At 64.9% G+C, this 12,773-nt stretch carries 12 protein-coding genes; 8 read left to right on the plus strand and 4 right to left on the minus strand.

All coding sequences use genetic code 11. The features are described from left to right. The first annotated feature begins 35 nt into the window (after window positions 1–35). From ubiU to DFR29_RS25050, 3 genes are all read left to right on the plus strand, one after another. Window positions 36–1,034 (plus strand): ubiquinone anaerobic biosynthesis protein UbiU, encoded by a 999-nt coding sequence (ubiU, locus tag DFR29_RS25040; protein WP_133821383.1) that lies wholly within the window; start codon window positions 36–38, stop codon window positions 1,032–1,034. 4 nt (window positions 1,035–1,038) lie between these two features. Then, window positions 1,039–1,914, plus strand: a complete 876-nt coding sequence (locus DFR29_RS25045; RefSeq protein WP_133821384.1) for a U32 family peptidase — start codon at window positions 1,039–1,041, stop codon at window positions 1,912–1,914. A 94-nt stretch (window positions 1,915–2,008) separates the two neighbouring features. Continuing rightward, a complete protein-coding gene (locus DFR29_RS25050) occupies window positions 2,009–2,305 on the plus strand; it encodes a hypothetical protein (RefSeq protein ID WP_133821385.1) in 297 nt (98 codons plus the stop codon). 8 nt (window positions 2,306–2,313) lie between these two features. Here the strand turns inward: DFR29_RS25050 and ubiT are convergent, their stop codons facing one another. After that, window positions 2,314–2,835 carry a ubiquinone anaerobic biosynthesis accessory factor UbiT gene (gene ubiT / locus DFR29_RS25055; protein WP_166654325.1) on the minus strand — a complete coding sequence of 174 codons (522 nt, stop codon included), beginning with the start codon at window positions 2,833–2,835 and terminating at the stop codon, window positions 2,314–2,316. Window positions 2,836–4,168: 1,333 nt separating this feature from the next. On the opposite strand from ubiT, the gene DFR29_RS25060 reads away from it, so the two are divergent. The 5 genes from DFR29_RS25060 to DFR29_RS25080 all read left to right on the plus strand — a co-directional run bounded on the left by DFR29_RS25060 (window position 4,169) and on the right by DFR29_RS25080 (window position 11,102). Then, complete coding sequence (locus DFR29_RS25060; RefSeq protein ID WP_133821387.1) at window positions 4,169–4,552, plus strand: hypothetical protein; 384 nt, start codon at window positions 4,169–4,171, stop codon at window positions 4,550–4,552. A 67-nt stretch (window positions 4,553–4,619) separates the two neighbouring features. Then, entirely contained in the window at window positions 4,620–5,921 is a 1,302-nt protein-coding gene (locus DFR29_RS25065; RefSeq protein ID WP_133821388.1) for a TolC family protein, read from the plus strand. Then, window positions 5,918–7,408: an efflux RND transporter periplasmic adaptor subunit gene (locus tag DFR29_RS25070; protein ID WP_133821389.1), complete on the plus strand. Its 1,491-nt coding sequence runs from the start codon at window positions 5,918–5,920 to the stop codon at window positions 7,406–7,408. The genes DFR29_RS25065 and DFR29_RS25070 overlap by 4 nt, the downstream gene beginning before the upstream one ends. After that, entirely contained in the window at window positions 7,405–10,587 is a 3,183-nt protein-coding gene (locus DFR29_RS25075; protein ID WP_133821390.1) for an efflux RND transporter permease subunit, read from the plus strand. Before DFR29_RS25070 ends, DFR29_RS25075 begins: the two co-directional genes overlap by 4 nt. Before the next feature lie 56 nt (window positions 10,588–10,643). Beyond that, complete coding sequence (locus tag DFR29_RS25080) at window positions 10,644–11,102, plus strand: response regulator (RefSeq protein ID WP_133821391.1); 459 nt, start codon at window positions 10,644–10,646, stop codon at window positions 11,100–11,102. A 193-nt stretch (window positions 11,103–11,295) separates the two neighbouring features. On the opposite strand, the gene DFR29_RS25085 is transcribed toward DFR29_RS25080, so the two are convergent. From DFR29_RS25085 to DFR29_RS25095, 3 genes are all read right to left on the minus strand, one after another. Beyond that, a complete protein-coding gene (locus tag DFR29_RS25085; protein WP_133821392.1) occupies window positions 11,296–11,559 on the minus strand; it encodes a DUF2188 domain-containing protein in 264 nt (87 codons plus the stop codon). 72 nt (window positions 11,560–11,631) lie between these two features. Then, window positions 11,632–12,066, minus strand: a complete 435-nt coding sequence (locus DFR29_RS29780; protein ID WP_279571538.1) for an AAA family ATPase — start codon at window positions 12,064–12,066, stop codon at window positions 11,632–11,634. 426 nt (window positions 12,067–12,492) lie between these two features. Next, complete coding sequence (locus DFR29_RS25095; protein WP_133821393.1) at window positions 12,493–12,765, minus strand: SinR family protein; 273 nt, start codon at window positions 12,763–12,765, stop codon at window positions 12,493–12,495. Between the last annotated feature and the right edge of the window lie 8 nt (window positions 12,766–12,773).

The following is a 12,773-nucleotide window of genomic DNA, read 5'->3' on the forward strand; positions in this document are numbered from 1 at the left end:
CGAGCATCTGACCTCCCCCGTCGCCGGATCCCCCCATGCTGCTCGTATGCCCTGCCGGCAACCTGCCCGGCTTAATTGCTGCCGTGGATGCCGGCGCAGACGCGGTCTATCTCGGTTTCCGTGACCAGACCAATGCGCGTGCATTCGCCGGGCTGAACTTCGGCGACGCGGATCTGAGGGCTGGTGTCGCCTATGCACAAGCCCGCGGTCGCAAGGTCTATGTCGCGCTCAATACTTACCCCGGCCCGTCGCGCGTCGCGCAGTGGCAGGGCGCCGTCGACCGTGCCGCCGAATTCGGCGCGGACGCAATCATCGCCGCCGATGCGGGGCTGCTCGCCTACGCCGCGCGCACGCATCCGCGACTGGACCGTCACTTATCGGTGCAGGGCTCAGCCACGACGCAGGCAGCACTGAGCTGGTACCACGAACACTTCGGAATCAGCCGGGCGGTGCTACCGCGCGTACTGTCGGTGCAGCAGGTCGAGCGCATCTGCGAACAGTCTCCGGTGCCGCTGGAGGTTTTCGCGTTCGGCAGTCTATGCATCATGGTCGAAGGGCGCTGCCAGCTATCCAGTTATGTCACCGGACAATCGCCGAATCGCCACGGCGTCTGCTCACCGGCCAGTTTCGTGCGCTGGGAGGACCACGCCGACGGTAGCCGCACGGTGCGCCTCAACTCGGTGCTGCTGGACGTCTACGCCTCGGGCGAGGCGGCCGGCTACCCCACCGTCTGCAAAGGCCGCTTCGTGGTCGGCGGCGAGACCTTCCACGCACTGGAGGAGCCGACCAGCTTGAACACGCTGTCGCTGCTTCCGCGGCTGCGCTCGGCCGGCGTTGCCGCCCTCAAGATCGAAGGTCGTCAGCGCAGTAGTGCCTACATCCGGACCGTGACGCGGGTCTGGCGCGAGGCTATCGATCGCCTGCGCCAGGACGCCGACCGCTGGCGCGAGCTGCCCGAGTGGAATGCGGCGCTGTCGGCCCACGCCGAAGGCCATCAGACCACGCTGGGTCCTTACCATCGCTCGTGGCACTGACGAGATGCGACTGACCCTCGGGCCCCTGCAGTACTTCTGGCCGCGCCGGCAGGTGCTGGACTTTTATGCCGAAAGCCTCGACTGGCCGTTGGACGTGGTCTATCTCGGCGAGACCGTCTGCAGCAAGCGCCGCGAACTGAATCTGCGCGACTGGGTCGGACTGGCCGAGCAGCAGACTAAGGCGGGGCGCGAGGTTGTGCTCTCCTCGCTGGCCCTGATAGAGGCCGAATCCGAACTCGGCGCCCTGCGCCGGCTCGCCGGACTGGGCAACGTTCGCATCGAGGCCAACGACATCTCGGCCGTGCAGGTCTGCCGCCGGCACGGCGTGCCCTTCGTGGGCGGTCCGAGCCTCAATGTCTACAACCTCGAAACCCTACGCCTGCTGCAGGACGACGGGCTTTACCGGCTGGTGCTGAACGTCGAGATGGGATGCGAACTGGTGGCAGAGCTGCGCCAGGCCGCGGCCGCGGCCGGCTGCGATCTGCCTGAGCTCGAGCTGATCGCCTGGGGCCGTCTGCCGCTGTCTTACTCGGCACGTTGCTTCACGGCGCGCGCGCTGGATCTCGCCAAGGATCAATGCGGATTCCGCTGCATCGAATACCCGGACGGGCTGCCGCTATCCACCCGCGAGGGCCGGCACTTCCTGACCATCAACGGCGTGCAGATGCAGGGTGCCGAGAACTGCGACCTGCTGCCGGAATGGACGGAGCTTGCCGCCGCCGGCATCGGGCTGCTGCGGCTGTACCCGCAGCAGCACGGCACTGCACAGGCAGTACGCCGCTTCGACGCTGTGCGCGGAGGGGCGGCAGTGCCACCGCGCGAGCCGGGCTGCACGGCCGGCTACTGGAGCGGCCTGCCGGGCATGCAGCCGCCACCATGAGCACGGCTGCCGCATCGGAGCACGCGTTCGTCATTGCCCTGAGTCCGCAGCCGGCAAACGGGCCGGTCCCTTCCTCTTCCATCGGAACCAAGTCATGAGTCAAGACAAACTGGAACGCGTGCATTACGCCCTGGAACTACTCGACACGGCACATGCCGCGCTGCTACGCCTGTGCCACCTGGATGCGCCGAAGTCGATCCTGCATACGTTGCGCACGGTCGACAGGGAGCGCGAACACCTGCTCGGCGCGCTCGGCCTCGGCGAACCCGATCTCGCGCGGGCCTGGATGAGCTGCGAGCCCCGAGCCGCGGAGACGGAAAGACCGGACCTCGGCCTTGGCGATAAGTCGTCTGCTCGCCGACCCTGCCTCGCGCCGGGTCGCCGGGTGTGACGCCGGTGCTATCCGTCGATCTCGCGGCTCGAGCGCGATGACGCACGTGCCCAGTCGGCAAACCGCGCCGCGCGGTTAAGAACAATGCGCAAAGGCAGCGGCACCTGCGCCCAGTCGAGCTGGTCGAGGAGATTGCGTGCGTTGAGGCCGAGTTCGGTGTCGCCGGTAAGCCCTAGCCGGCGCTGGAAAAACAGCGTGTCCGCGTCTTCGAGTCGGCTGGCCAGCAGCAGCAGATCCGTAAGCGTGCCCTGCACACGCGCCTCAATTGCCGCATCTCCCTCGTCCGACGAGGCGATCCGGACATGACCGGCATTCACGCGCACGGCGAAGCGCAGTCCGAGATCGAGTACGTCGATGCCCAGCACCCGCCCTTCCAGCGCGAGCAGTTCACCACGTTCCAGCGCGTCAGCCAGTACGGTAGCAGCGGCACGCTCGAAAACTTGCGCCAGCATCCGACGGGGAACGAGTCGCATCGGGAGCGCCCAGCGCCGGGGCGGGGGCAGAAATCGCAACAGAGATGAAAAGGACATTCGGTAGGTATCCGACAACGGCAGGTGACAAGACTGCCTTTCATCACCCTCCCCTGCTCTGATCCACATCAATACGGCGGCGGGAAACGTGGGGGTGAGGCAACTTAAGGTCAAAAATCGATCTTAAATATCTGTCCAGCCGCGGATCTCCTAGAGAAAATGCGTTGACCAAAATGGAATCAGGCATTCGTGTAGCGCCGACTACACGTAAAGAATCGCAGTACCGTCGCCTCCGGATTCCGCTGCCTACACGGACCAGCATCGACGCCGATAGGGTCTGGTAGTAATCGAACAGGGAGATACAGTTGCGTCTCAAGAAGGAACGAATTGTGCCTGTAGTCGAACGTGACTGGCCTCGCGCCGTCCCTCCGTCTTGGTTGGGCGACAGCGAGCCCGTGGCTCGAATCACCGAGAGGAAATCGGCGCTTTGTCACATGGAATACATATCCCTCAAGCAGGTGTGTCACGGGCTCCATGGCTGCCGTTTCACGGAAGGTGAAATCGGGGTCGTGACCGGATTGAGTGCAAATTAGGACATAGCGCGCTCACTCGCTTTTCGGCGCCGGCGGTGAGATCCCATTCGGCGAGACAGCGCCCAGCCGCGATAGCATCTCTTCGGTTGCCTGATCGCGCACCGCGGCGAGCGCGGCCGCCGTCTCTGCGGTCTACCGTAACTGGCGTTCTCGCACGATGCCGGCGCGTGCCGCCGCCAGATCGGCGCGCAGCGCTTCACCGCAGAGCTGTTCCTACGCGTAACGTCCCTGCAGGCTGTTGTGCTGACAGGCGATCGGGCGAAGGGTTTGCAGCTCCCCTTCCAGACGCCGCTGCCACGAACGCAGCTCGCGCAGATCCTTGTCCTGCTGGCCGGTGTGCTCGGTGAGCCGAGCATTTAACGATGAGTGAGTTTGTAGACGAATTCGAGTCGCGCTTGACGGACCGTTAACGGGGAATTCGTTCCTCCGTCCTCGCTCTGGAAGGAGTTCAGGTTCGCGACGCCGGCGTCGTTCCGAACGGCGCTGTCGCAGAATCGGTCAAGGTGGAAGTCTTCGACATTTCGGGGCGCCGTGGTTCGTTCGCCCGCGCGCGCGATGTCGCTCGGTGGCAAGCGACGGCGGTGTACGCCTCTCGCCGGCGTCACGCGACTCAGAAAAAACTGAGCGCGGTCAATGCGGGGGCTCGGTCGGTAGACCGAGCATCGTCTCGTCACCGGCCCCTGGGAACCTTCGGGACGAACCGGAGTCTCGTGGGGGTGCGATCGTCGAAAACAGAGCCTAAGCTGTTGCCGTCATCGTCGGTCTCATTGCCGCTCCCTTTGGACATCCGTCGTCTACCAATGCCGTTTCGCTACCGCCGCCATCGTCGCTTGATAGCGCTTTTCGCGCTGATCGGACTGCTGTTCCAGCAGTTTGCGATGGCTGCGTACCGGTGTCCGCAGGAAATCGCCGTCGCGGCCGCACAGGCGACCGTCGAAACGACGCCGTACCAGATGCCCGACACGACAGATCAGGCGCGCTGCCACGAGCACTGCTATCCGACCACGCCATCGTCGGACCATGTGCCGGCGCCGACCGTCTCGCCGGCGCTACTGCCAGCGACCACGTGGTCGCGTGAATACGTGCGCCCGGTGCTACCGGACGACACCACGCAGGCGTACGCCCGTCGAGCGCGTGGGCAACCGCCGCCGGTGAGCATCCAGCACTGCACCTTCCAGATTTGAGCAAGCCTCGCGGTTGATCGTGGCGCCGTGCTGTGCGCGGCCGTTTCGTCATTCCCGTGGAGTTCTCATGCTGTCCCTATATCGTTTTCTCCCGCGCGGCTTCTGCCAGGCGCACGCGTCACTTCGTTTTCTTCTGGCCGTACTGACCGCCCTCGTTGCTGGCACGGCCGTGTCGGCGAACCTCATGTCCTTGTCGTTGATGGATGCTGTCCAGTCGGCCGAACGCCACGCGCCAGAATTGCGTGCGCGAGCGGCGGGCGTGACTGCCGCTGAAGCTGCGGTGGGTCCCGCCGGCCAGTTACCAGACCCCGAGCCCATCGTGGGTCTGCAGAACCTGCCGGTGACCGGCGACGACGCCTTCAGCACCACGCGCGACTTTATGACCATGCGCACGGTCGGCATCGCGCAGCAGCTCCCGCGGCGGGAGAAACGCCGCTTGCGCAGCGAACGCGCCGCGACCGATGTGGACCGTGAACGGGCCCTGTTGACGAACGAGCAGCTCGTAGTGCGCGAAGCCGTGGCGCGATCCTGGATTGCTGCGGCATCCGCCGAGCACCGCCTGACACTGCTGACCGCGCTGCAGCCGCGGGCCAACGCGCAGCTGGCCGCGGCCACCGCCGCGCTGACCGCCGGACGCGCGACGGCCGCGGAAGGCATCGCCGCACGTTCGGCGATCGCGACGTTGCAGGATCGCCTCGATGCCGCGCGGGCCGACCGCGACACGGCACGCACGGAACTGGCGCGCTGGTTGCCGGACCTGGGCGATCGTCCGCTCGGCGAACCGCCGGACTGGCGCGATCTAGGCGGCGATCCCGAATCACTGGTGAGGAACATCGCGCACCACCGCGAGTTGCTGGCTTATGACGCCGCCGAACGTGCCGCTACCGCCGACGTGGCGCTTGCCCGGGCCGAGAAGCGGCCCGACTGGTCACTCGAGTTCGCGTACGCGCAGCGCGGACCGCAATTCTCCAACATGGTGTCGGTGCAGTTTCGGGTGCCGCTGGCGCTGTTCGCTGCGCATCGGCAAGACCAGCTCATCGCGTCGAAGCAAGCGCTGGTTACGCGCATTGACGCGGAGCGCCAGGCGGCCCAGCGCATGCACGGCGCCGAGTTGCGCAAGACGCTTACGACCTGGCGCAGCGCGGCCGATCGCCTGGCGCGCTATGAGCGTGAGCTGCTACCGCTGAGCGAAGACCGCGCAGACGCGGTAATTGCGGCCTACCGCGGCGGTCGCGGCGACCTCACCGCATCACTGCGCGCACTGGACGAAGCCACCGAGCAACGGCTGGCTTACACCGACCTGCAGAACACTCTGGGTCAAGCCTGGGCGACGCTGTATTTCGCGTTTCCGACGGAGCGAACGCCATGAACCGTCTAACTCTGCTTCTCGCACTGCTCGTGGGTATCGTCATCGGCGTCAGCTCGACCTGGTGGCTCATTGGCCGTGGACACCGCGACATGCCGGCTGCGTCGCCGGCACCGACCGAGAAAAAAATCCTGTACTGGTACGACCCGATGGTGCCGGCCCAGCACTTCGACCAGCCCGGCAAATCGCCGTTCATGGACATGGAGCTGGTCCCGAAGTACGCCAGCGACGGACCTGCCGACGCGGATACTGTGCGCATCGAACCGCGCCTCGTGCAGAACCTCGGCGTGCGCACCGCACTCGCGACGCGTGGCACGCAGGTGGCCTCGGTCCGTGCGACGGGGACGGTGACGTTCGACGAACGCGGCGTGGTGGTCGTGCAGGCGCGCGTCGCTGGCATCGTGGAGCACCTTGCCGTGCGCACACCGTTGACGACGGTCACCGCAGGCCAACCCTTGCTCACGCTGATTGCACCGGAGTGGACGGCCGCGCAGGCCGAGTACCTGTCGCTGCGCACAGCCCGCAGCGAGGGGCTGGATGCCGTGCGCGCGGCCGCGCGTCAACGGTTGCTGTTGCTCGGAATGAGCGAAGGCCAGATCCGTGCCGTCGAGCGCCTTGGGCGCGCCGAGGACCGGTTCACGATCGTCGCGCCGCGTGCCGGCGTCGTCAGCGAACTGCTGGTGCGCGACGGCGCAAGCGTCACGGCCGGCTCACAGTTGCTGCGCATCAATGATCTCGACACCGTGTGGGTCAATGTCGCAATTCCCGAAGCGCAGACCGGCCGCGTCGCACCGGGCAATGCCGTGACGCTGGAACTCCCGGCATTCCCTGGCGAATCGCTCGCCGGCACCGTCGACACCTTGCTGCCCGAACTTGATGTCACGACGCGTACGCAGAGCGCCCGCATCGTCGTGCCGAACCCGACACGCCGCCTGGTACCCGGCATGTTTGCGCGCGTCGCCGTCACCGGCCGTGCCGCCGATGCAGAGCTTGTGCAAATACCGACTGAGGCCGTAATTGCGACCGGCGCACGCCGGGTTGTCATCGTCGATGCCGGTGATGGCCGCTTCCGTGCGCAGGAAGTACGTGTCGGTCACGAAAGCGATGGCCGTACCGCGGTGCTCGACGGCGTAGCCGAAGGCGACCGCATCGTGCTGTCCGGCCAATTTCTGATCGATTCCGAAGCAAGCCTCGCCGGTACGCTGGCGCGTCTCGATGCGTCGGACACGTCGCCGGCGCCAAGCACGCCGTCGCGGTACTCCGCCGACGGTACCGTCAAACGCATCGACGGCAGCACCTGGTCCATCGCGACCGACGCCATCCCCGCGTTGGAAATGGGCGAGATGACCATGACTTTCGTGCGTCCCGAAACCGTGCCCGTCGATGGTCTTCGGGTCGGTCAGCGCGTGCGCTTCACCTTTGTGCGCAACGCTGACGACGCGTTCGAAATCGCAACGATCGCCGCGTTGCCGGCAGGAGCCACGCCATGATCGCGCGCATCATCCGCGGATCGATCGCGAATCGATTCCTCGTGTTGCTCGCGGCATTGTTCCTGGCTACCTGGGGCGTGTACGCCGTGCGGCAAACGCCGGTCGATGCGTTGCCGGACCTGTCGGACGTGCAGGTGATCATCCGCACGACCTGGCCCGGGCAGTCGCCACAACTGGTCGAGGACCAGATCACCTATCCATTGACGACGACGATGCTGTCGGTGCCGGGGGCCAAGACGGTGCGCGGCTTCTCATTCTTCGGCGACTCGTACGTCTACGTGCTGTTCGAAGACGGCACAGACCTGTACTGGGCGCGGTCGCGCGTGCTGGAGTACCTCAACCAGGTGCAGTCGCGGTTGCCGCGCGACGCGAGCGCCGCGCTCGGCCCTGACGCCACGGGTGTCGGCTGGATCTACGAATACGCGCTGGTCGATCGCAGCGGTCAGCATGACTTGTCCGAGTTGCGCGCCCTGCAGGACTGGTTCCTTCGCTACGAGCCGAAAAGCGTGCCAGACGTCGCCGAAGTAGCGACCGTCGGCGGTATGGTGCGGCAGTACCAGATCGTGCTAGACCCGGACCGTTTGCGCGCCTACGACATCACGCAGGCCGCGGTGACCGAGGCTGTGCAGCGCGCCAACGGCGAAGCCGGTGGCTCGGCGTTGGAACTGGCCGAAGCCGAGTACATGGTGCGTGCGAGCGGTTATCTGAAAACGCTTGACGACTTCCGGATGATTCCGCTTAGCGTCGGCGCTGGCGGCGTACCGGTGCGACTGACCGATGTCGCGCGCGTGCAACTAGGCCCCGAGATGCGCCGCGGTATCGCCGAACTCAACGGCGATGGCGAAGTCGTCGGCGGCGTGATCGTGATGCGTTCGGGCAAGAATGCGCAGGCGACCATAGCCGCGGTCAAAGCAAAACTCGCGAGCTTGCGGGCGAGCCTGCCGGCCGGCGTGGAGATCGTCGAAACCTATGATCGTTCGCAACTGATCGGGCGCGCGATCGACAACCTGAGCGGCAAGCTGATCGAGGAATTCCTCGTCGTCGCGCTGGTGTGCGCCGTGTTCCTGTTCCACCTGCGCTCGGCGTTGGTCGCGATCGTCGCGCTACCGCTCGGCGTACTCGCCGCGTTCATCATGATGCACTGGCAAGGGCTCAACGCGAACATCCTGTCGCTCGGTGGTATTGCGATCGCGATCGGCGCGATGGTCGATGCCGCCATCGTGATGATCGAGAACGCGCACAAGCACCTGGAAGCCTGGCAGCACGCGCATCCGGACGACACGCTGTCCGCCGATGCGCGCTGGCGACTGATCGGCGACGCAGCAGCCGAGGTGGGGCCCGCGCTGTTCTTCAGTCTCGTCATCATCACTCTCTCGTTCGTGCCGGTGTTTACGCTCGAAGCGCAGGAGGGGCGTCTGTTCGCGCCGCTCGCGTTTACGAAGACCTACGCGATGGCTGCGGCCGCGGGCTTGTCGATCACGTTGATTCCCGTGTTGATGGGTTACTGGATCCGCGGACGCATCCCGGAGGAGCGGGCCAATCCGTTGCCGCGCGCCTTGATCGCGCTCTACCGGCCGATCCTAGAGGTCGCGCTGCGAGTTCCCAAAGTGACTTTGTTAACTGCAGCGCTCCTGCTCGCGGCGACGGCATGGCCGATCAGCCGCCTCGGCGGCGAATTCCTGCCGCCGCTCGACGAAGGTGACGTGCTCTACATGCCGAGCGCGTTGCCTGGGCTGTCCGCCGGCAAGGCAGCGCAAGTATTGCAGCAGACCGACAAGATGATCCGCTCGGTGCCAGAAGTCGCCAGCGTGTTCGGCAAGATCGGCCGCGCCGAAACGGCGACCGATCCGGCGCCGATGGAGATGGTCGAGACGACGGTGCGCTTCAAGCCGCGCGATCAATGGCGCGCCGGCATGACGCCGGAAAAACTGATCAATGAACTCGACGCTGCGGTACGGCTGCCAGGTCTGACAAACCTGTGGGTGCCGCCGATCCGCAATCGTCTGGACATGCTCGCGACCGGCATCAAGAGTCCGATCGGCATCAAAGTCAACGGCAGCGATCTGGCGGTCATCGACCAAGTGGCCACCGAGATCGAACAGGCGATCAAGACGGTGCCGGGGGTGACCTCGGCGCTCGCCGAGCGCCTGACCGGTGGTCGTTACGTCGACGTCGATATCGACCGCGCCGAGGCCTCGCGCTACGGCCTCAACATCGCCGACGTGCAGAGCGTCGTGAGCGCGTCAATCGGTGGCGAAACCATCGGTGAAACGGTAGAGAGGCGGCGACGCTTTCCGATCAGCGTGCGCTATCCGCGCGAATTACGCGACAGCGTGCAGAAGCTGCGCGACTTGCCGTTCCTGACGGCGGGCGGCGCGCAGATCACGCTCGGAAGCGTCTCGCGAATCGCGATCAGCGACGGCCCACCGATGATCCGCAGCGAGAACGCGCGTTTGTCCGGTTGGATCTACGTGGATGCACGCGGCCGTGATCTCGCATCGGTCGTGCACGACCTGCGCGAGCGCGTGGCTCGGGACGTGGTACTGCCAGCCGGCACGTCGATCACCTGGTCAGGTCAATTCGAGTATTTCGAGCATGCCATGGCCAAGCTGCGCGTCGTGATCCCGGCGACGTTGCTGATCATTTTCGTGCTGCTGTATATGACCTTTGGGCGCGTTGACGAGGCGGTAATGATCCTGGCCAGCGTGCCGTTCGCGCTGATCGGCGGGTTCTGGCTGATGTATACCTTGGGGCATGCGTTCTCGATCGCGACTGCGGTCGGCTTCATCGCGCTCGCGGGCGTGTCGGCCGAGTTCGGCGTGATCATGCTGCTGTATCTGAAACACGCCTGGGAGCGACGCCTCGCCGCTGGCGAACCGGCCACGCCGGACACGTTGCTCGCCGCGATCCGCGAAGGCGCGGTGCAGCGCGTGCGCCCGAAAGCGATGACCGTGGCCGTCATCCTGGCCGGCCTGCTGCCGATCCTCATCGGCACCGGCACCGGCTCGGAAATCATGCAGCGCATCGCCGCCCCCATGGTGGGCGGAATGATCACTGCGCCGCTGCTGTCGATGCTCGTGATTCCCGTCGTCTTTCGGCTGCTGCGCGAGCGCTCGCTGCGTGCTTCTGTCGGTCTCGATCGATCTGCTTCTTCCCATGTGCCGGCGACGCCGGCGTGACGTAGCTCGCGCGCCAAGCGCGCGAGTGCTTTGTTCCCAAGAAAGGAGGATTTCTCATGGAACGTTCAACGCTCTCATTCGTCGTTGGTCTGCTGTTCTGGACGCTGGTTGCGACCTCGTCTGTCCATGCAACATCCTTGGCTCGCTCTCGTGACGGTTCGATCATGGCAATCGACGGCGACAGGCTGATGAAGTGCTTTAGACATGCGCCGGTGCCTGCTGTCGGCGACCTCGGCGCTGAAGTCGCCGTGGCGGCGACCGGGGAGGAAGCGCTGCAATCGGCGCCGACGACACGCCCTACCGTGGTCCTGCTGGACATCGACCTACCCGACATCAGCGACTACGAAGTGGGTCGCCGCTTGCGGAACATACCCGAGATGAGTGCCGCGGTTGCCGGCTCGGACCGTGAAGCTCTGCTCGCCGCGATGCGCGGTCACGTGCTCGCCAAGGGCGAACTGATCGGCACGTTCCAGCGTCCGGCAGAACCGAAGCGACCCCGAGTCACCCGTTCGTGAACCCCGCCGCCCCGGCTCCCTCGGTCGGAGCGGCGTTCACTGCGGCCGCCCGAGCAATGCGCTCTTTTCCGTTGTGATTTAAGCAAATACCGCAACTTACCCGCCGCCGGATCGCCGCTTTCTTGCAGTGATGATCTGGCCCACGATCGCCGTGAGCAGGATGCAGCTGTTGGTCTCCACCCAGCCTGATGGTTCAGCCCGGTGTGGTTCGAGGATCCGATCCGTAGGTGAACTCCGTTTCGATGGAACCGTCTTCGCGGTGCACAACGCGCTGGGCGAGTTCGCCCCGGTTGGCGTGCTGGCGTCCGCGCCGTTCACCGTCCTGCCGCGCTTCATCCTTCGTGTTGAACGAAGCAACACCATCGTCACCGCCCACTTGGCTCAAATGCCATTTTCCATCCGCGTTTCGATGCACCAAGTGGTAAACCGTGCGCGCACTTTTTTCTGCCCGATTCATGGGCGGTTCTCCTCTACAGCAACGTGCCTAAAGCGGGCGCCCGGGCTTGCGCCCTGGGCCGCTGAAAGCGACTCAGCGGTTGGTACGGTCGCCCTTGTCCTTCATGCCACCGTCGGTCTGATTGCCCTGCCCTTGGCGCTGGCCGCGCTGATCGTCGTCTGACATGCGGCCGCCTTGCTGGTTCTTGGAACCGACCTCTTGATCACGGCCCGGCGCGTTCTGCCCGGTCTGCTGGTTGCCGCCCTGCGTCTGCTGGTTCGGCTGGTTCTGCGATTTCTGGTTGGTCTGATTGGCGTGGATGTTGGCTAAATAGTCGCGCTGCTCGATCCGCTTCGAGCCCGCCTCTTCGACGGCTCCGCGCAACGTGTATTCGAGCGCCTCGCACAAACTGCTCTTTCCGCTGCCGTTTGGGCCGTGCAGAGAACGACTTTCTTGCTCAGATCGAAGGCCAGCGGCTCTTGAAAGCCACGGAACGGGCCAAGGGTCAGTGAGCGCAGCCGAAGCCATGGCCACTTCCCTTGGTCGGCCGTGTCGGTGAGTTCCGGAAGGTTCGCGTTCGTTGCCGCAAATTGTTGGCGGGCCAAGCGCGCCAAGAGCTGCGAACGGTTGTTGTGCTGCCTGGCCATAGCGGCCACAGCATCGAAGTTCGCGAGCGTTAAGTTGGCCATGCTGCGCGCACTCTCAGGTGCTACGGGGTCGTTCAACCACGCACGAAGCGCTCAAAATCCTGTCTTGCGGTACCCGCCCTGCTTCCTGGACGCGGCTACGTTGCGTTGATGCGGCTTAGAGCCTGCCGTGCGCGCGCTATGCAGCGACAAATGGTTTCCAACGTCTGCTTCGGGTCTGAACGCTGCCCTTCTCTACCCACGATAACGCTCCCTAATCGACTATCCGGCTCCGTCGCAGGAACACTAAGATATCCGGCTTCGATCGCTAGAGGTTGCGCGTTAGCCACGACGAGCATTCGTCGTTGAAGCCCCGCCAAGCACCCTCCCCGGTTAGTCGAACTACCAACAGCTCGTCGTCGCTATCGATGAATTTCGCCAACGCATCCCGAATCACGGTGCTAGGGCCGTCATGCTTGACTATCCAAGTCGAATCCAGGCAGTGCCACCAGTCGGAGCCAACCTTCTTTATCGCCTCAATCAATGATGAGTAATCCTTACCCCTCTTGTTGAGGTCGTAGCCGATCAAGTAGGAAGCCATCCACATCT

The organism is Tahibacter aquaticus, assembly GCF_004363655.1.
Taxonomy (GTDB): Bacteria; Pseudomonadota; Gammaproteobacteria; order Xanthomonadales; family Rhodanobacteraceae; genus Tahibacter; species Tahibacter aquaticus.